20 protein-coding genes are annotated in these 16,962 nt (G+C 59.2%); 4 read left to right on the top strand and 16 right to left on the bottom strand.

What is annotated here, in order from left to right; genetic code table 11:
* Positions 1-6 precede the first annotated feature (6 nt).
* The 7 genes from cysQ to INF32_RS07795 all read right to left on the bottom strand — a co-directional run bounded on the left by cysQ (position 7) and on the right by INF32_RS07795 (position 7,596).
* On the bottom strand, positions 7-849 hold the full coding sequence (gene cysQ, locus INF32_RS07825; RefSeq protein WP_226387786.1) for a 3'(2'),5'-bisphosphate nucleotidase CysQ: 843 nt from the start codon (positions 847-849) through the stop codon (positions 7-9).
* A 33-nt stretch (positions 850-882) separates the two neighbouring features.
* Positions 883-2,451, bottom strand: coding sequence for a TIM-barrel domain-containing protein (locus INF32_RS07820; RefSeq protein WP_226387785.1), 1,569 nt, complete (start codon positions 2,449-2,451; stop codon positions 883-885).
* A complete protein-coding gene (locus INF32_RS07815) occupies positions 2,448-2,753 on the bottom strand; it encodes a DUF4286 family protein (RefSeq protein ID WP_226387784.1) in 306 nt (101 codons plus the stop codon). The genes INF32_RS07820 and INF32_RS07815 overlap by 4 nt, the downstream gene beginning before the upstream one ends.
* 36 nt (positions 2,754-2,789) lie before the next feature.
* Complete coding sequence (locus tag INF32_RS07810) at positions 2,790-4,097, bottom strand: hypothetical protein (RefSeq protein WP_226387783.1); 1,308 nt, start codon at positions 4,095-4,097, stop codon at positions 2,790-2,792.
* Between the two features lie 16 nt (positions 4,098-4,113).
* A complete protein-coding gene (locus INF32_RS07805) occupies positions 4,114-5,088 on the bottom strand; it encodes a hypothetical protein (protein ID WP_226387782.1) in 975 nt (324 codons plus the stop codon).
* On the bottom strand, positions 5,085-5,462 hold the full coding sequence (locus INF32_RS07800) for a response regulator (RefSeq protein WP_226387781.1): 378 nt from the start codon (positions 5,460-5,462) through the stop codon (positions 5,085-5,087). Before INF32_RS07800 ends, INF32_RS07805 begins: the two co-directional genes overlap by 4 nt.
* A gap of 136 nt (positions 5,463-5,598) precedes the next feature.
* Complete coding sequence (locus tag INF32_RS07795) at positions 5,599-7,596, bottom strand: glycoside hydrolase domain-containing protein (protein ID WP_226387780.1); 1,998 nt, start codon at positions 7,594-7,596, stop codon at positions 5,599-5,601.
* Positions 7,597-7,770: 174 nt separating this feature from the next.
* On the opposite strand from INF32_RS07795, the gene rplU reads away from it, so the two are divergent.
* The 4 genes from rplU (at position 7,771) to INF32_RS07775 (ending at position 9,967) form a co-directional block, all read left to right on the top strand.
* Entirely contained in the window at positions 7,771-8,085 is a 315-nt protein-coding gene (gene rplU, locus INF32_RS07790; RefSeq protein ID WP_226387779.1) for a 50S ribosomal protein L21, read from the top strand.
* Between the two features lie 19 nt (positions 8,086-8,104).
* Complete coding sequence (gene rpmA, locus INF32_RS07785; protein ID WP_226387778.1) at positions 8,105-8,365, top strand: 50S ribosomal protein L27; 261 nt, start codon at positions 8,105-8,107, stop codon at positions 8,363-8,365.
* 269 nt (positions 8,366-8,634) lie between these two features.
* Positions 8,635-9,129, top strand: a complete 495-nt coding sequence (locus INF32_RS07780) for a calycin-like domain-containing protein (RefSeq protein WP_226387777.1) — start codon at positions 8,635-8,637, stop codon at positions 9,127-9,129.
* Between the two features lie 82 nt (positions 9,130-9,211).
* The gene (locus INF32_RS07775) at positions 9,212-9,967 is read left to right on the top strand and encodes an MBL fold metallo-hydrolase (protein WP_226387776.1); all 756 of its coding nucleotides are present in this window, start codon (positions 9,212-9,214) and stop codon (positions 9,965-9,967) included.
* 10 nt (positions 9,968-9,977) lie between these two features.
* Here the strand turns inward: INF32_RS07775 and INF32_RS07770 are convergent, their stop codons facing one another.
* The 9 genes from INF32_RS07770 to INF32_RS07730 form a co-directional block, all read right to left on the bottom strand.
* Complete coding sequence (locus INF32_RS07770; RefSeq protein WP_226387775.1) at positions 9,978-11,165, bottom strand: class I SAM-dependent rRNA methyltransferase; 1,188 nt, start codon at positions 11,163-11,165, stop codon at positions 9,978-9,980.
* Complete coding sequence (locus INF32_RS07765) at positions 11,162-11,746, bottom strand: 3'-5' exonuclease (RefSeq protein WP_226387774.1); 585 nt, start codon at positions 11,744-11,746, stop codon at positions 11,162-11,164. The genes INF32_RS07770 and INF32_RS07765 overlap by 4 nt, the downstream gene beginning before the upstream one ends.
* A gap of 16 nt (positions 11,747-11,762) precedes the next feature.
* A complete protein-coding gene (locus INF32_RS07760; RefSeq protein WP_226387773.1) occupies positions 11,763-13,727 on the bottom strand; it encodes a RecQ family ATP-dependent DNA helicase in 1,965 nt (654 codons plus the stop codon).
* Between the two features lie 84 nt (positions 13,728-13,811).
* Positions 13,812-13,982 carry a helix-turn-helix domain-containing protein gene (locus INF32_RS07755; RefSeq protein WP_226387772.1) on the bottom strand — a complete coding sequence of 57 codons (171 nt, stop codon included), beginning with the start codon at positions 13,980-13,982 and terminating at the stop codon, positions 13,812-13,814.
* Positions 13,983-14,131: 149 nt separating this feature from the next.
* Positions 14,132-14,476 (bottom strand): 50S ribosomal protein L20, encoded by a 345-nt coding sequence (gene rplT / locus INF32_RS07750; protein ID WP_226387771.1) that lies wholly within the window; start codon positions 14,474-14,476, stop codon positions 14,132-14,134.
* A gap of 80 nt (positions 14,477-14,556) precedes the next feature.
* Entirely contained in the window at positions 14,557-14,751 is a 195-nt protein-coding gene (gene rpmI / locus INF32_RS07745) for a 50S ribosomal protein L35 (RefSeq protein ID WP_226387770.1), read from the bottom strand.
* Between the two features lie 100 nt (positions 14,752-14,851).
* On the bottom strand, positions 14,852-15,340 hold the full coding sequence (locus tag INF32_RS07740; RefSeq protein ID WP_226387769.1) for a hypothetical protein: 489 nt from the start codon (positions 15,338-15,340) through the stop codon (positions 14,852-14,854).
* Between the two features lie 337 nt (positions 15,341-15,677).
* A complete protein-coding gene (locus tag INF32_RS07735; protein WP_226387768.1) occupies positions 15,678-16,634 on the bottom strand; it encodes an NAD-dependent epimerase/dehydratase family protein in 957 nt (318 codons plus the stop codon).
* Entirely contained in the window at positions 16,631-16,834 is a 204-nt protein-coding gene (locus INF32_RS07730) for a hypothetical protein (protein WP_226387767.1), read from the bottom strand. Before INF32_RS07730 ends, INF32_RS07735 begins: the two co-directional genes overlap by 4 nt.
* Positions 16,835-16,962: the final 128 nt, after the last annotated feature.

Below are 16,962 nucleotides of genomic sequence, written 5' to 3'. Positions count from 1 at the left end.
AAATATTTAATTGGGCATGAATTTGCTCCGGCAGACGAAGTGCGGGTTGAGCAGCGACTCCTTGTTGTAGCGCAGCTTCTGCCGGTCGGGGTGGGATACCACCTCTCCGCCGGCCGCCGACAGGATCAGTTCCCCGGCCGCGGTGTCCCACTCGTAGGTGTTGGAGGTGCGGATGTAGTACTCGATGCTTCCCTCTGCCAGCAGGCAGAATTTGTAGGAGCTGCCTTGTTCGATCACTTCGGCCTTCGGGAACTTCTCTTTCATCCGGTCTATGTGTTCGAAGGTCTCTTCGGTGTTGTGCGAGCGGCTTACGGCGATGCGGATCGGATCGTTGCAGGCTTTGGCCACCGGAAGCGGCTGGGCCTGTTCCATGATCTGCCGCTGGGTGAGTTCCGCCTTCGGATCGGGGGCCACCTCTTCCTTGCGGAAAGCGCCCGTACACTTGTCGCAGAAGTAGATTTTCCGGATATAGGGGACGTAGATGACGGCCAGGACAGGTTCGTTGTCGGCCATCAGGGCGATGTTGACCGTGAACTCCCCGTTGCCCTTGATGAATTCCTTGGTGCCGTCGAGCGGATCGACCATCCAGAACAGGTCCCATCCGCGCCGCTCCTCGTAGAGCATTTCGCGTCCCTCTTCGCTCAGAATGGGAATCCGTGTCTGTCCGAGGTACTCTTTGATCAGGTTGTGCGACTGGCGGTCGGCCAGCGTGATGGGGGTCAGGTCCTGTTTGATGTCGATGGCGTAGTCCTCCGCATGGGAATAGGTCTCGAGGATGACGGCGCCTGCTCTCAGGGCGGCATTGTAGGCTTTGGGCAGCAGATATTCTCTCTGTTCGATACTCAGCATGGCTTTTTTCTTATGGCGTTATACTTTTTTGCTTCACTGTTTCGAGGCCGATTCGAACCAGGCCAGTCCGCCGTCGGCCACGTTCACTTCGATCACCAGCGGTCCCTTGAACCGGCGTCCCTCCCGGTCGAGCCAGACACCGCGCGGAAGCCGTACGGTGCGGGTGGCGGCGTCGTTCAGTGCGGGAGCGATCAGGTATCTGGCGCCCAGCATGAACTGGTCGTTGCAGTCGGCGAATCCGTTGCGCGGATACTGGTACTCCATGTGTCGGATCAGGGGTTCCGCCGTGCGCGACGACTCCCGGACCAGCTCCTCCACGTAACCGGCCATCCGTTCGCGCAGGGCGAGGGTGCGCTTCACCTGTTCCTGCAGGTCGGGATCGGCGATCCTCCACGGGGCGAACGCCACGTTGGGAATGGGCATCATCACGGCCAGCTGGAGTGTGCGGGCCATCAGCAGAGGGTCGGAGAAAAGTGCGGCGGTGTCGGCATGGTGGGCCGAGATGTGGCAGTAGGGAAATCCGGTCAGTCCGGCCGTCAGCATGTCGTTGATGCGGGGCTGGAGCGACTCCCATCCGGTGCCATTGTCGTTTTCGATGCAGTTGATGTAGGGGGTGAGGGGCGTGTTGAGGCCGGGCAGGTATTCGCACAGGGAGAGCCCCCGGCCCAGTTTCATCCACCCCGACATGAAGTCGGCGGCCTGCCCGCCCGACTCGGCCAGATGGGGCAGGACGGCCCGGCAGTCGAACCGGAAACCGTCTATCCCGTATTCGTCGCGCAGCCGGTCGAGCCGCCGGCCGAGCAGTTCGGCCTCTTCGGGATTCCCCGCGTGGATGCAGGTGCTGTACCCCCCTTCGGCCTCCACGATCAGCGGGGTCCCGTCGGCTTTCCGCAGGAAAAAGCCATTCCGGAGCCCCGTGATATAGGAGCGTCCGAAAGCCCCGCCGAACGGGGTGACAGTCAGCATCACTTTGAATCCTTTTTCGTGCAGGCGGTCCACCATCGCCCGGGGATCGGGGAAGAAATCCTTGTCGAAATCATAGGTGCCGTTGTAGGAGCGCCATCCGTCCGACACGAGCAGCGTTCCGGCGGGGAGCCCGGCGCCGAGGATACGGTCGGCGTAGTCCAGCAGTTTCTGCTGGGTGAGGCCGTAACCGAACTCCATGCGCGTGTTGTAGACGGGACGGGTGAAAAGCTCGACCGAAGGGACGGTGCCGTCCGGCGGAAAGTTCTTGTGACAGCAGACGAGGTAGGCTTCCCGGAGGTTGCGTCCTCCCTTGGCGGCGGAGACCTTTTCGTAGTCGGAACCGATCGTGAAGTCGCGGCCGTCGAATTCGATCTGCATCGGTCGGCTGCTCCAGATGTAGCGTCCGTTGCTGGAGATGAGCATGGGGCTCAGCAGCCCGTCCTGCATGTAGCGGGCGGTGTTGATCGAAAAAGGCTGCTGGAAGGGTTCGGCCGGGGCGCTGCTTACGAAAATGCCCCACCACTTTTCGTTCCGCTGGGATTCGATCTTCGTGGTGTGACGCGGGGCGGCCGCGGCCGTCAGCGAGAAAAAGAGCAGGAGCAGAAACGGGAAAGTCGGGTTGCGCAGCGTCGTCATAATTCCATTTTTTTCATCAGCGAGGTGAACCAGAGCACTTTGTCTCCGAAGATCGGGTCGGCGATGCGGCGGTACTCTTCGAATATCTCGCCCGTAAGGGTCCGGTAGGCGGGGATGTCCTCCGCTTCCGCCTGCAGCGAGTAGGTGAATTCGTCGACCGCTCCCTCCGAGATGATTCGGCTGAAGACCAGTGAAGTGTATCCTCTCTCCCGAAGGAACGGAACGTATTTGTTTTTTAGTATGTCGAGCCACATTTGCTGGGCTTCGGGGGCTACGACGAAAGTGGTGTTGACGATGTACATGGTCGTTTTGAAAATTTGCTCTAAGATAATACTAAATTATGAGTCGGTGAAATTTTTCGGCTTCAGCAGGCTCCCGGCCAGAAAGAGGGGGAGGACGAGGGCTGCGGTATAGAGGCGGAGAACGGAGTGCCGGCCGGAATATTCCGGCAGCAAATTTTCTGCCACGCCCATGCAAAGGGTGGCCAGCGCGGCGACGGTCGCGTAAGCGGCCGCGAGGATCATGGCGGCGGTCGCGGCGGCTTTCAGTTCTCCCGTCAGCAGGGCGGCCGCCAGCGAAAGGAGCGTGAGGCCCGACAGCAGGGCGAACAGGGTTCTGAGATGCAGGTGCCGGTTTCCCGGGGTGCAGGCATCGGGCAGGAAGCTCCCGGAGAGCCGGTCCGATCCCCGTTCTACGGCGACGACCCGTGGCGTGAAGAGCGAAATGCCGGGACTGTCGTAGCGGCGCCGGGCGGAGCGTATCCTGTAATAGAGTTCCATGTCGGGATGGAGGTTGTCCTGATAGCCGCCGGCGGCCACGACACTCTCCCGGTCGAAGAGTATGGCGGTTCCCGTGAAGCGGCCGATCGAGCAGAGGGTCTCGGCGGCGTTGCCCATCCGGAACCCCGAGGCGGCCACTTCGGGGCGGAGCGCGGCGGAATGTCGGGTGTGTGGGGCCGGGTCGGACAGGTCGCTCCAGGCGGCGACGGCTCCCAGCCCTGCTCCCTGGAAGACCATGCGGCTCACGATGTCCGCCACACGGACCGTCCGGCGGGGCAGCGTGCCGCTGCGGAAAGCTCCCACGGCGAAGACGGGAAGAGTGTCGTGCCGGAGATACTCCGAAACCATGCACCGCAGCAGGTCGGGCCGGGGAACGCTCCAGCGGTCGAAAGCGATCGTCCACTCGTAACTTCCGAGGCAGACTCCGCAGTTGAAGTCGGCGGCCGGGGCGGTGAAAACCGTGTCGGCTACGATCAGCCGGCGGTAGCGCCGTTCCCGGGAGCGGTAGACGGCCCGCACCTGACGGCACGGCAGTTCGCGCAGGGGCATGAATTCGGTGCGGAACATGGCGTACCGTTCGAGCAGTTCTCCGGTGTGGGTGTCGTGCCCGAAATCGGTGAGCAGGACCACTTCGTAGCGGGGATAGTCGAGCGACAGCCACCGTTCGACGTCCCCGAGTTCGCGGTATCCCAGTACGATCACCGAGACGCCCGCTTCGGGCGGCGTTTCCCGTACCGGCACATTACCCCGAAGGGCGTCCCTGCGCCGTGTCCGCCGGATGCTCCGGATGCCGGCGAAGGTGACCGCCGTGCAGACAGCCAGCAGGAGAAGGGAGGACAGGGCCAGTATGTCGACGAGGGACTGCATGTGATGGGGGTGGTTTTCAGGTTCGGGCGGTCCGCTGGCGGAGCATTCGTTTGCGGGAGATCACCAGCCGCCGGAGATATTCGCACAGGAACCCGTCCCGTTCCAGTTCGAGGAATTTCCGCAGGGCATGAAGGGAGTAGCCTTCGGCCACCACTCTCCGGTAGAATCTCCGGCGCAGGGGCTCGGACAGGTCGGATACGGCCCGGACGACCCGCGGATCGTCCAGGGAAGCGTGCAGGTCGGACAGGGTGGAGAGTGCCGGGAACCGGACGGCGGGGTCGGGGCCGGTGCAGAGCTGGTACACTGCCGGAACCGCTTCCCGCATCCCGAGCAGTCGGACGACGGCCAGGCCGAGCAGGCGTCCCGGGCGGGCGGCAGAGTCCAGCAATCCGAGGGCCGTATTCTCCGGGACGAACCGGTCGCGCAGCAGCAGGGCGATCTCCGTCACTTCGAGTGTGTCGAGGGGAAAGGCATACGTTTCGACTGCGTGTTTCACCGTGTCGGGGTGGTGGGCGATCCGGCAGACGAGTGCGGAAAAGCGGACCTCGCGGTCGGCGTCGTATTCGTACCGTTCCACCAGCCGCTGTGTCCGTTCGCCCAGGGGCAGGGCCGAGAGTGTCCGCAGCCACCGTGCCCGGTTCGACCCGCAGCTCCGTGCGGCCCGGGCGAGCAGGAAGCGGTCGATGCCTTCCCTGCGTACGAGCCGTGCGATGCGGTCGCGTTCCCGGCCGTAGAGGACGGAGGAGAGTTCTCCTGCGATTTCCGCCAGCAGGCGGCGGGCGCCGGATTCCCGGAGCCGGGGAAAGCGGATGTGGGAGAGGTTTTCGCGGGGCCGCATGGCGGTGCCGAGGATGTCTGTATAGGGGCGGGCCAATGCATGTTCCAGCGTCAGCCGGCGCCTGCGGTGCAGGGCGCGCAGGCCCGCCGCGCCCCAGGCGCCGAAAATGAGGGTGATACTGCCCGCGGCGAGCAGAAACAGCGCATGTATCATAGGGCCGCTCCGGTGAGTTGCGCTTCGATCTGCCGGCACAGGCGCGACAGGCTGACGGGCAGGGAGAGGCAGCGGTCCACTCCGTTCTCGTACAGTCCCAGCAACAGCTGTTCCTGCTGGACAGGGGTGAGCACCCAGATCGCGGGGCGGACCGGGGCCCTTTCCGCGGATTTGATACGGACGCCCAGGTCGGTGCCGTTGAGGAACGGGTGGACGAACTGGGTGACGATCAGTCGGTAGCGGCCTTTCTCGCAACGGGCGGCGAAATCCTCTTCCGTGCCGCACAGATGCGCCTCGATCCGTTGCGGCCGCAGGGCCGAACGGAGCAGGGCCAGCAGGGCGGGGTCGGGGCCGGCCAGCAAAACGGTATCCATAGGCATCCTCTTTTTAATGAACGCGGTAACAGGGAAAAAGGAATCAAAAACCGCACCCGAATCGTGTCCGGATGTGAAAAACGGAGGGAAAACCGATTGTTTTCCCTCCGGTCGTGCGTCGTTTCGCGGTTCGTCGTCACTCGATCACGAGCACGCCGCCGCGCAGGATGTCGGCGTGTCCGATCCTCCACTCTTCGATCCGGTTCCCGTTCAGGGTCAGCCGTTCGATCGGTTTGGCGGAGCCGGGCGTCCGCCGGTTTTCGATGACGAACGTCCGGCCGTTGTCGAGCCGCAGGGTGATTTTCCGGAAAAGGGGAGCCGTGATTTCATAGTAGGGTTCCCCGACCACAAGCGGGAAGAGACCCATCGAGGAGAAGACATACCACGAGGACATGGTGGCGTCGTCGTCGTCCATCTCGGGAATGAATCCCCGCGGTTCGGGCCTGTATATTTTGCCCCGGTAGGGCGTTTTGAACTGTTTGTGGGTGCCGTACCGCTGCGTCATTTCTCCCGCCAGGATACGGGTCACCCATTTTTGGGTCAGGTCGGGCCGTCCGAAGCGGTTGAACAGGTAGGCCGCGTGGATGTCGGGCTGGTTGCCGTGGTTGTACAGGTCGTGCGAGAAGAAGTATTCCAGCTCTTTCGCCAGGGTCTTCCTGCCTCCGGCGATTTCGGCGAGTGTCTCCGTGGCGAAGGGAACGGCCCAGCGGTATTGCCACAGGGTGCCTTCGTAAAGACCGTCGCCGTGCATGATGTCGAACGTGCTGTCGTCTATGCGCATGAATTTCTCCTTCCAGATTTCCTCCCAGGTCTCTTCCGACATCCTTGCGTATTTCCTGCGGTCCTCCTCGTGTCCCAGTTCCCCGGCGATGCCGGCCAGCGCCCAGAGGTCGTAGGCCGATTCGAGAAAGTTGTCGGGCGAAGCCATGGACAGCGTTTCCGCCTCTTTTTTCATCTGTTCGTAGCAGGTGTTCAGGTCGAAGCCTCCGATTCCCTTGCGCAGGGCGTCGAGCAGGATGATGCCCGCATGCTCCGTCCGGCAGGTCGGGGTGCTCTCGTGCGGTGTGGCCCAGGCGTCTTTGCCGCTGCGGTAGAGTTCGGCGAGCGAACGGCAGAACTGGCCGTACAGTTCGCCTTCCAGCAGGGAAAGCAGCGGGAATTTGGTGCGGTAGGTGTCCCAGAGCGACCATCCGCTGTAATAGGTGAATCCCTCGGCCTGCCGTACGCGGCCGCCGCTGTCGAGGTAGAGACCCCGGGACGAGGTGACGTCGGAAGGGGAGAGGAACACCCGGTAGAGCGAACTGTAAAACATCTTCAAGTCGGATTCGTCCCCCTCGACTTCGATCTTGCCGAGTTTGGCGGCCCACGTGTCGTAGGCCGTCCGCTGCGCCTGTTCGAAGGAGACGTCCTCCTGCACGGCCGATTCCAGCAGGGCCGCCGCTTCGCTCAGCGGGGAGAGCGCGATCCGTATCTCCACGTAGGGTGTCTCCTCCTTCGAGAAACGCAGCAGCGGTTTCTCGCCGCGCACGAGCTCGAACGGCTGGCCGGCCTTCAGATGGAAATATTGTTTGTACAGGCCCCGGTCGCAGACGTTCCGTGCCTGGTACCAGCCGGAGAGGGCCGTGGAGGAGAGGACTTCCCATCCGGCTCCCGTCAGTTTCGCCAGCGAGGAGCGGGGATCGACTTCGAGTTCGATCTCGCGGTTCGGGCCGAAGTGGAACCGTTCGATGGCCATGTTGCGGGTGGCGGTGAGCGTGACCCGGATTCCGTTGGTGAGGGTCGCTTCGTAATAACCCGGCACGGCGTGTTCCGTCGTCTTGTCGATCAGGACCGCGGTTTCCCCGGCCGTGAGGGGCCGGATGCGCAGGTTGCCGCCCGTGCCGTTGCACCCCACGCCCGCATACCGGTTGACCGAGAAACCGAGCAGGGTGTTCTTTTCGTAGTTGTAGCCGGAATGGCTCCGGGGATCGGTGTCGGGGCCTACGCGCACCATGCCGTAAGGTACGGTGGCCGAAGGGTCGTTCTGGCCGTGGTCTCCGGCCGTGGCGACGAACAGGTCGGCGTGGTCGATTCCCCGGGCGCCGAGCAGTGCGGGCAGCCACAGGAGCAGGAGCGGTAACAGGGATTTTTTCATGCGTTTCGTTCTTTTGGGTAGGCAAAGATAACGGATAATTCCGGTTTTTCCTGCGCGGCGGGGAGGTGGGCGGATGATTTTAGGGCCTCGCCCGGGTAAAAAAGCGTGGAACTTTTTGTTTTCTCGGAGGAAAGCCCTATCTTTGCAGTCCGAATTGTACAAAAAACAGAATTAATGTACGCTATTGCAGAAATTGCAGGTCAACAGTTCAAGGTTGAAAAAGGTCGGAAACTCTATGTTCACCGTCTTGCGGGGGAGGAAGGTTCCTCGCTGAGTTTCGACAAAATCCTGCTTACGGAAGACGACGGTCAGGTCAATGTGGGCACACCTGTAGTGAAAGGGGCCACGGTCAATGCCACCATTCTCCGGCATCTGAAGGACGACAAGGTGATCGTCTTCAAGAAACGCCGCAGAAAAGGGTACAAGGTGAAAAACGGACACCGTCAGTTGCTCACCCAGATCCTTATCGACGACATTGTAATCGCTTAACGCTTAACACTGAAAAGAAATGGCACACAAGAAAGGAGTAGGTAGCTCGAAGAACGGCCGTGAGTCGGAAAGCAAGCGGCTGGGCGTGAAACTCTTTGGCGGCCAGTTCGCCAAAGCGGGCAATATCATCGTACGTCAGCGGGGCACGGTGCACAATCCCGGCGAGAACGTGGGTATGGGCAAGGACCACACCCTCTTCGCCCTGGTGGACGGCAAGGTGGACTTCTGCAAGAAGGCCTCCGGGAAATCGTACGTCAGCGTTACACCCGTTTCGGAGTAGTAACCTCTGCATACTCAGTCGAAGCCCCGGTTTCCGCCGGGGCTTTTTCTTTGTCCGGAGCGGGGTGCGGCTCCGGAAGTGACGGCCGGGAGGCGGCGGAATCCGGTTTGTTTTCCGGTTCGCGGAGGGGGGCGGAGTTTCCGCGGGTTTTTGGTTCATTATGTGTTTTTGTGGTCGAAAAGAAAGGACTTTGATTCTATTGTCCGCTTTATGCATATATTTGTAAAATAGAAATTGTTCTATTTTTAATCTGATTAAATGTGTTGACGATGAAAAAATTTTTATTCATGTGCTGTGCGCTGGCTCTGCCCGCATGTCTTCTGTTTACTGCCTGCAACGATGATGACGAGTCGAAAACTCTGGCTCAGACAGTAGAAGGAACCTATCCGGTTGATATACGGGTAGGACTTGGTTCCGCTCCTGATCCCTCTTCCGAAGCGATTGACGCTTCCGTGATTGTTAAAGCTGCCGGGGATAATACGGTGAACCTCGAGTTGAAAGGTTTTTCGATGGACGGGGAGAACGAAGTGCCTATCAGCCTCAACGGAATTACGGTTTCCGGTAGCGAGGGAAATGTTACGATGGCGTATAACGGAGTGATTACTTCGGACGCTTTGGCTGCATTGGGACATATTTCCGGTTCGTTGAGCGGTACTGTTAAATCGGCTGTGATGGATCTGTTGCTCAATATAGAGGTGCGTATGTCCGATGCCTCTGCAGAGACTCCCGATCTGGTGGTCATCGTTTCGCTTAAGAGCAAATAATTCCGGTACATAATGAAAAAAGGGCCTTCGGGCCCTTTTTTTGTACCGTTTAATGAAGTATATTCGTAAAAAACGGAAATCTATGTCGTCTGTATTGAAAGAGGTAGCCGGTACGCTCGGCTATGAAACGGATTCCTACAAGACGCCGGAAGGCGGTACGCTTACGTTCGTTTTTTTCGCCCATGCTTCGCTGGCCGTCGGTTACCGGACGGGAGAGGCACAATATGCGGTCTATGTCGATCCGGTTTCGGCTTATGCGGATTACGGGGCCTTTCCTGCGGCGGACGTCGTCTTCGTTACGCACGAACATTCGGACCATTTCGATCCGGCAGCCGTCCGGGCCTTGTTGAAAGCGGATACGGCGATCGTCTGCAACCGGGAGGTGGAACGGCTTTTGGGTGACGTGACCGATTCCGGAGGGCATCCGGTGCGGGTGGTAGCGCTCAGCGAAGGGGGTGTGTTCGATGCGGCTCCGTGGCTCTCCGCCCGGGCGGTGGCGGCGTACAATACCACGGCGGGGAGGGATCGTTTCCATCCCCGCGGACGGGACAACGGTTATGTGCTGACGTTGGGCGGTACGCACGTCTATGTCGCCGGGGATACCGAACCTACGCCGGAAATGAAGGCGTTGAAGGATGTGGACATTGCCTTCCTTCCGGTCAATCAGCCCTATACGATGACGGTGGCACAGGCGGTTGAGGCCGCCCGGTGGCTGCGGCCGGCCGTTCTGTATCCCTGCCATTACGGAGAGGTCCCCGATGTCACCCCTGTCGGCCGGATTGCGGAACTGCTTTCGGACCAGCCTGAAACGCAGGTGCTGGTCCGCCGCATGGAGTGACGGGGCGGGTCTATTCCACGTAGAGCACCAGTCCCTTGAGGTATTCCCCCTCGGGGTGGTAGATGTTGATCGGGTGGTCGGCCGGCTGGGTGAGCTGGTGCAGGATGCGCACGCTGCGGCCCGAAATGGCGGCGGCGGAGAAGACCGTGGTTCGGAACAGCTCCCGGCTTACGGCCTGCGAACAGCTGAACGTGAAGAGAATGCCCCCGGGCCGGATTTTGTTCAGTGCCGCAGCGTTGAGGCGTTTGTACCCCTGGGTCGCGTTGCCCAGCACTTTGTGGTGCTTGGCGAAAGCGGGCGGGTCGAGGATGATGAGGTCGTAGGCGTCCTTCGGGGTCTCCCGCAGGAAATCGAACGTGTCGCGGGCGATGGCCCGGTGGGATGCTCCGGTCCCGAAATTGAGTTCCGCGTTGCGGGCGGCCAGTGCGACGGCCCGCTCCGAACTGTCCACCGAATCGACGCTCAGGGCTCCGCCCCGCAGGGCGTAGACGGAGAAGCCCCCCGTATAGCAGAATGTGTTGAGTACGGTGCGCCCGGCGGCGTAGCGGCCCACCAATGCACGGTTTTCCCGCTGGTCGATGAAGAATCCCGTTTTCTGCCCGCTCTCCCAGCTGACCAGGAAGCGGTTGCCGTGTTCCAGTACGGGTTCTTCGCCCGGGTCGGTTCCGTAAAGGTATTCGTCGGAGGCATCGAGCCCCGCATTGAAGGGAAGGGTCTGGCTGCTTTTGTCGTAGATGGCTCCAAGCCGCTCTCCGTACAGCGTGCGGAGGGCTTCGGCGATCTGTTCCCGGACCACGTACATCCCGACGCTGTGGCACTGTATGACCGCCGTGCGTCCGTAAATGTCTACTACGAGGCCCGGCAGTCCGTCCCCTTCGCCGTGGACGAGCCGGTAGCAGGTGGTGTCGGCGCTTTCCGCCAGGCCGAGAGCCTTGCGCAGGGCATAGGCGCCCGCTATGCGGCCGTTCCACCACGACTGGTCGATCTCTTCCTGCCGGAAGGAGAGGATGCGCACGGCGATCGAGCCGATCTGGCAGTGGCCCCGGCCGAGAAATTCGCCGTTCCGGCCGTATACGTCGACGAGATCACCTTCCCGGGGATCGCCTTCGCTTCGCTCGATGGCTCCGGAGAAGACCCAGGGATGGTACCGCCGCAGGGATTCCTCCTTGCCGCGTCGCAGGATGATTTTCGGGATCATTTGAAAGAAAGTAATTTGCGATAGATTTCCAACGACACCCATGCGTCCGTGGCGGCATAGAGTTGCTGGGCGGGGGTGAGGGTGGAGGCTTCCCAGTTGCTGAGCCGCTGGGCCTTCGATATGCGGATGCCGAGGGTGACGGCGGCCATCTTGCGGACGCTCTTTTCGGCGATGCCGTAGTTTTCCACGATGCTTTGCAGGTCGATGAATCCGGCCGGCCTGTAATGTCTCAGTTTCTGCATGCCTTTGATGTCGTCGCGCACGGCGGCTCCGATCTTGAGTACGTCGGGGCTCTCCAGCACCCGGATGAGGGCCTTGTCCAGACGCAGTTTGCAGAGACGGAACAGGAAACAGTGGTCGGGCGTGGAGAGTTGCAGCAGGGCCACCTTGTTCGAAATGCCGCTGGTGAACGAAGGGCGGGTCTCCGTGTCGAACCCGATCGCCCGCCGGCCCATCAGCTCCGCGCAGGCTTCGGCCAGCATCTCCTCCCGGTCCACGACCGTGATCCGGCCCGGGAATTGTGCCAGCGGAAGGGCTGCCAGTTCTTCGTTGGATATGTTCGCCTGAAACGGGGTATTCATCTTCGTGCAAAGGTACTCATTTTATTCCGATTCTGCCCCCTGCGTCGAGCGAAATTTTGCCTTCGGCCAGAAGTCTGTCCACGACGGAGGCGACCTCTTCGGGCGGAGCCGTGAAACGGGCGAACACTTCTTTCACCGGGAGAGGACCGGCGGCGAGCGTCTCCAGCAGGGCGCCCTCCGTGGGCGGAGGGCCTCCCGGTTCGGCCCGCAGGCCGGAAGCGCTGCCGCTTCCCTCTCCGGCGGGTCCGTTTTGCGACGGAGCCGGTTTCGCTTTTTTATGCCGCAGGCAGATGTCGCAGATGCCGCAGGGTTCGGGGTTTTCCTCACCGAAATAGCGCCGGAGCAGGACGCTGCGACATTCCGATTCGTTCTCCGCATAGCGGAACAGGCTGACCATGCGTTCGCCGCTGAGCCGTTTGCGGATGCGGTAGCTTTCGGGTGAGATGATCACGTCGCCCGTGGGAAGCCGCTCCTCGCTCAGGTAGAGGAGGGCCGAGCGTTTGCCCGGAATGTAGCGGATGACCCTCAGTTTCCACAGGTTCTCGAACAGTTCCCGGACACGGGGCACCGTATAACCCGAACAGTCGGCGATCTGCTGTTCGTCTACCCGGACGAAGTGGCTGAAGACGCCGTCGTAGAGCCGCAGGATCGTGCGCAGGAAGTGGTCCAGCTCCTGCCGGTCGATCCGTATCTTGTAGAGGTCGTCCCGGCTGACGGTGAACATGATGCGGGGCGGCCGGTCGTTTTCGTCGCTGAGTTCCCAATAGCCGTTCTGCTCCAATATCTTGATGGCGCTGAGGGCCGTGGCCGGAAACAGCCGGCTCCGGGCAGCGAAATCCCGCAGGTCGAAATCGAAGGCGCTCTCCTTGCCTTCGCCGATGCCGATCTGCAGGTAGTTGAAGACGGCTTCGTAGCAGGAACGGATGGTCTCGACGGAGGGGAATTCGGTGTTGAACCGGCGCGTGGCCCGGCTCGGTTCGTCCGGACTGAAAAGCAGCACGGCGTAGGAACGCCGTCCGTCGCGTCCGGCTCGTCCGGCCTCCTGGTAGTAGGCCTCCGGCGAATCGCACAAGTCGTAATGCACGACGAACCGCACGTCGGCCTTGTCGATGCCCATCCCGAAGGCGTTGGTGGCGACCATCACCCGGCTCTCCCCGTTCATCCAGCGTTCCTGCCGTGCGGCCCGTTCGGTGTGCGGCAGGCCGCCGTGATACGCTTCTGCCGTGACCCCTTCCGAACGGAGCAGGGAGGCGACCTCTTCCGTGCTCTCCCTCAGCCGGACATAGACGATGCCCGTGCCCGGTACGCCCCGGACGATGCGCAGTAGCTGCTGGGGTTTGTCTTCCGTGCGCCGCACGCTGTACGAGAGGTTGGGCCGGGCGAAACTGGAGCGGAGTACGGTGCCGTCGCGGAATTTCAGGTGGCGCATGATGTCCGTCACCACGTCGCCCGTGGCCGAGGCGGTGAGGGCCAGCACGGGAGTGTCGGGGATCAGCCGGCGTATCTCGGCGATCCGCAGGTAGGCCGGCCGGAAATCGTAGCCCCATTGCGAGATGCAGTGCGCCTCGTCTACGGCCAGCAGGCAGACGTTCATCCGGGTGAGGCGCATCCGGAAGGTCTCGCTGGCGATCCTTTCGGGGGCGACATAGAGGAATTTCACGTCGCCATAGACGCAGTTGTCGAGCAGGATGTCGATCTGGCGGGTCGAGAGCCCCGAATGGACGGCACAGGCCGGAATGCCCATGCGGCGGAGCCGGTCCACCTGGTCCTTCATCAGGGCGATCAGCGGAGTCACTACGATGCAGACCCCTTGCGAGGCCATCGCCGGGACCTGGTAGAGAAGCGACTTGCCCGCGCCCGTGGGCATGAGGGCCAGGGTGTCCGTGCCTTCCAGCACCGATTCGATCACTTCGGACTGCATGGGCCGGAAAGAGGTGTATCCCCAGTAGCGTTCGAGTATGTCCAGCAGGTTCCCTTTCATCGTATGCAAAGATAATAAAAGGTGGGCGTAAAAAAAGTTCCGCAGGCGCAACCTGCGGAACTCTTCCGGATAAAAAGCGTTATGCTATTTCTTGATCTCGTAGAAGCACCGCTTCGGCGAGTAGATTTTGCCTTCGGCGGCCAGTTTCTTGATGATTTTCGCGGCTTCGTCCTTGTCCACTCCGGCTGCTGCCGCGATGTCGCCCGGACGCATCGGCGTGCCGGCGGCCATTGCTTTCAGAATTTTCTCTTCCATGGTTTCGCTGTTTTTGTTTTGTTGTGACGAAGATACTTTTTTCCCGTCGTCCGTGCAAATCGGAAAATTTTATGCCACGATAGTTTTTTTCTATGAAAAAGAGACAGCCGCCCCGAAAGAGGCGGCTGTCCGTCACGGCCTGCCGGCCGCTATTTAACTGTCTTAACGATTTTTTCGAATGCCTTGGGGTTGTTCATCGCCAGATCGGCCAATACCTTGCGGTTGAGCGCGATACCCTTGGCGGCGAGTTTGCCCATGAATTCCGAGTAGGTCATGCCGTTGCTGCGGGCTGCGGCGTTGATACGCTGAATCCACAGGCTGCGGAATGTCCGTTTTTTGTTCTTACGATCCCGGTAGGCGTAAGTCAAACCTTTTTCGACCGTGTTTTTGGCGACGGTCCATACATTTCCCCTTGAACCAAAGTTGCCTTTGGCAAGCTTTAAAACTTTTTTTCTTCTGGCTCTGGATGCTACTGCATTTACTGACCTTGGCATAGTGATAAGTTTTACGAATGTTCAGCGGCCTGTTTCTCTCAGACTCTTCGGGGCTGGCACACTCTTAGTTTAACAAAGAACTACTTGACGAGAAGCAGTTTTACATTGGCCTCGTCGGCCGGAGAAACCAGACCCGAGTAGGTCAGATTCCGTTTCTGTTTGGTTGTTTTCTTGGTCAGGATGTGGCTCTTGAAAGCGTGCTTTCTCTTGATCCGTCCTGTTCCGGTGAAGTCGAAGCGTTTCTTCGCACCGGAGTTCGTTTTCATTTTCGGCATTGCGATAATCGTTTTAATAGTTAAACAGCCTGCAAAAATAACAATATTTCGCGGAATTACCAAAAAGTCAGTTTTTAATTTATGCAGTATTATTTAGATACTAATAAATGCGAGTCAGTTCAGCGTCCTCGGGTATTTGACCGATGTCTATGATCCTGAGTTCTTTTTTTGTATCTTTATCCGTTTGTTTGAGAACGACATTGATATTGGTTTCCGGAAATTTGTACATAGCACCAGATGCCGGATCAATAATCAAAAATCCTATTAACCATCCTATCAGAATGTTCCCGAAATACCAGCCATCCATATTGCATATTAAGGGAATCGTTTGGGAGGTACATCCCTCTTTGGAGAATGTTACTGAGTATTCTTCTTTTTTCATATATCCAGCGGCCGCTTTGAGTCTGACGCAGGTAGGGGTTGATCCTGTGTAAAGCGTTTTTCCAGAGCTATTTACGATTGTTATGTTCGCATCCGTCGGGTTCGATGTGAAAGTTATAGGGTAACTACTTTTAGTAAAAATGGTTGCGCAGGATGTAAAGCTTATGGTAAAAGTCGATAACAAGAGAAAGATGATAATTCTTTTCATGTTTTGGTTATTTTGTTGTTTTGCTCCTTGGCCCAAAGAGAATGAACTTAAATAAAGATTACATAAAAAACGTGGGCCAATACTTTCATTCGCTTTCTGAGGCCTTCGACAACCTAATAACACGAATAATAAGTAAAGCCCACGCGGAAGCATGGACGTTTACGCTTTATTCTTGTGTTATTTTTGAAATGTCGAAGTTTCAGAAAGCAAGAAAAAGCTAACGCCTTTTATGTATTGTTTGGATAGAAATCAGTTTGTTTTAATTCATAGGCATCCGATATTAAAGGTTTGTTGTCGCATTAGTATAAGTGTATGCAGTCGTTTCTTTGTATCGTATTCACAATTTTCCTTCTGCTTGTTTGCGTCGGATCGATTCCAGCATGTCGGTCGCCATTTCCGGAAGCTGCCAGGTAGGTTTCCAGCCCCATTCGTCGCGGGCACAGGTGTCGTCCAGGCTGTTGGGCCAGCTGCGGGCGATCGCCTCTTTCACGGGGTCGATCTTGTAATCCATCTTGAAGTCGGGCAGGTGCTTTTTGATCTCCTTGCAGATGATCTCCGGGGAGAAACTCATCGCCGTGATGTTGAATCCGTTGCGGTGGACCAGGCGGGCCGGGTCGGCTTCCATCAGTTCGACGCAGGCGTTCAGTGCGTCGGGCATGTAGATCATGTCCATGAAGACGTCCTGCGGGATGGGACAGGTGAAACGGCCGTGTTTGACGGCTTCGTAGAAAATCTCCACGGCATAGTCCGTGGTGCCGCCGCCCGGCAGGGTGACGTTGGAGATGATGCCCGGGAAGCGCACGCTGCGCGTATCGACACCGTATTTCAGGTAATAGTAGTTGCTGAGCAGTTCGCCCGTCACCTTGCAGACGCCGTAGATCGTGGTGGGTTGCATCAGCGTGTCCTGCGGGGTGTGGTCTTTGGGCGACGAGGGGCCGAACGCCCCGATCGAACTGGGGGTGAAGACCGCGCACTGGTACTGGCGGGCCACGTCGAGCGAGTTCATCAGGGCGCCCATGTTGATGTTCCACGCCAGCTGGGGGTCTTTCTCCCCTACGGCCGAGAGCAGGGCCACCAGGTTGAAGATCGTGTCGATTTTATATTTGTTGACCGTATAGGCGAACGAGTGGGCGTCCAGGGCGTTGAGCACGGCGAAAGGGCCCGTTTCCCCGAGTGCCTTGCATTCGCGGACATCGGTGGCGACGACATTGGCGTTGCCGTACAGTTTTCTGAGGTGGACGGTGAGCTCCGAGCCGATCTGGCCTCCGGCGCCGATAATCAGGATTTTTTTCATGGTTTCTCCGTTTTATTGAGTTCTCTGGTCAGAGCCAGCGATATGACGACGAGGTAGAGGCATACGACGGCGATAACGCCGACCGATATCCAGACGAAAATGCTGCCCGGCCGGATCAGGTATCCGAGAAAGAGCAACTCGAAGGCCAGGATGGCCGCCAGCAGCAGGATCACCCTGCGCAGTTGTTTGGATCGTTCCATAGTAGTTCGTCATGCCGTTTTCGACCGATAAAGGTAGTTATTTTTCACGGAAGTGCAACTTTGGTTTGCAGAATTCAAAAATGATCTTTACTTTTGTCCCGCTGAAATCCCGGGCGTGCTCCCTGTTT

The sequence above is a fragment of the Gallalistipes aquisgranensis genome (genome assembly GCF_014982715.1).
In the GTDB taxonomy this organism is placed as follows: Bacteria; Bacteroidota; Bacteroidia; order Bacteroidales; family Rikenellaceae; genus Gallalistipes; species Gallalistipes aquisgranensis.
Note: the sequence above shows the minus strand (reverse complement) of the source record. Positions and strands in the feature narration are given on the sequence as shown.

What these genes read in the sequence shown, in the direction of transcription:
- INF32_RS07795 (WP_226387780.1), bottom strand. Translation starts at nt 7,596, where the DNA reads ATGAAAAAATCCCTGTTACCGCTCCTGCTCCTGTGGCTGCCCGCACTG.
- INF32_RS07735 (WP_226387768.1), bottom strand. Translation starts at nt 16,634, where the DNA reads ATGAAAAAAATCCTGATTATCGGCGCCGGAGGCCAGATCGGCTCGGAG.
- INF32_RS07765 (WP_226387774.1), bottom strand. Translation starts at nt 11,746, where the DNA reads ATGAATACCCCGTTTCAGGCGAACATATCCAACGAAGAACTGGCAGCC.
- cysQ (WP_226387786.1), bottom strand. Translation starts at nt 849, where the DNA reads ATGCTGAGTATCGAACAGAGAGAATATCTGCTGCCCAAAGCCTACAAT.
- INF32_RS07760 (WP_226387773.1), bottom strand. Translation starts at nt 13,727, where the DNA reads ATGAAAGGGAACCTGCTGGACATACTCGAACGCTACTGGGGATACACC.
- INF32_RS07740 (WP_226387769.1), bottom strand. Translation starts at nt 15,340, where the DNA reads ATGAAAAGAATTATCATCTTTCTCTTGTTATCGACTTTTACCATAAGC.
- rpmI (WP_226387770.1), bottom strand. Translation starts at nt 14,751, where the DNA reads ATGCCGAAAATGAAAACGAACTCCGGTGCGAAGAAACGCTTCGACTTC.
- INF32_RS07810 (WP_226387783.1), bottom strand. Translation starts at nt 4,097, where the DNA reads ATGCAGTCCCTCGTCGACATACTGGCCCTGTCCTCCCTTCTCCTGCTG.
- INF32_RS07800 (WP_226387781.1), bottom strand. Translation starts at nt 5,462, where the DNA reads ATGGATACCGTTTTGCTGGCCGGCCCCGACCCCGCCCTGCTGGCCCTG.
- INF32_RS07755 (WP_226387772.1), bottom strand. Translation starts at nt 13,982, where the DNA reads ATGGAAGAGAAAATTCTGAAAGCAATGGCCGCCGGCACGCCGATGCGT.
- rplU (WP_226387779.1), top strand. Translation starts at nt 7,771, where the DNA reads ATGTACGCTATTGCAGAAATTGCAGGTCAACAGTTCAAGGTTGAAAAA.
- INF32_RS07730 (WP_226387767.1), bottom strand. Translation starts at nt 16,834, where the DNA reads ATGGAACGATCCAAACAACTGCGCAGGGTGATCCTGCTGCTGGCGGCC.
- rplT (WP_226387771.1), bottom strand. Translation starts at nt 14,476, where the DNA reads ATGCCAAGGTCAGTAAATGCAGTAGCATCCAGAGCCAGAAGAAAAAAA.
- INF32_RS07780 (WP_226387777.1), top strand. Translation starts at nt 8,635, where the DNA reads ATGAAAAAATTTTTATTCATGTGCTGTGCGCTGGCTCTGCCCGCATGT.
- INF32_RS07775 (WP_226387776.1), top strand. Translation starts at nt 9,212, where the DNA reads ATGTCGTCTGTATTGAAAGAGGTAGCCGGTACGCTCGGCTATGAAACG.
- INF32_RS07805 (WP_226387782.1), bottom strand. Translation starts at nt 5,088, where the DNA reads ATGATACATGCGCTGTTTCTGCTCGCCGCGGGCAGTATCACCCTCATT.
- INF32_RS07770 (WP_226387775.1), bottom strand. Translation starts at nt 11,165, where the DNA reads ATGATCCCGAAAATCATCCTGCGACGCGGCAAGGAGGAATCCCTGCGG.
- INF32_RS07820 (WP_226387785.1), bottom strand. Translation starts at nt 2,451, where the DNA reads ATGACGACGCTGCGCAACCCGACTTTCCCGTTTCTGCTCCTGCTCTTT.
- rpmA (WP_226387778.1), top strand. Translation starts at nt 8,105, where the DNA reads ATGGCACACAAGAAAGGAGTAGGTAGCTCGAAGAACGGCCGTGAGTCG.
- INF32_RS07815 (WP_226387784.1), bottom strand. Translation starts at nt 2,753, where the DNA reads ATGTACATCGTCAACACCACTTTCGTCGTAGCCCCCGAAGCCCAGCAA.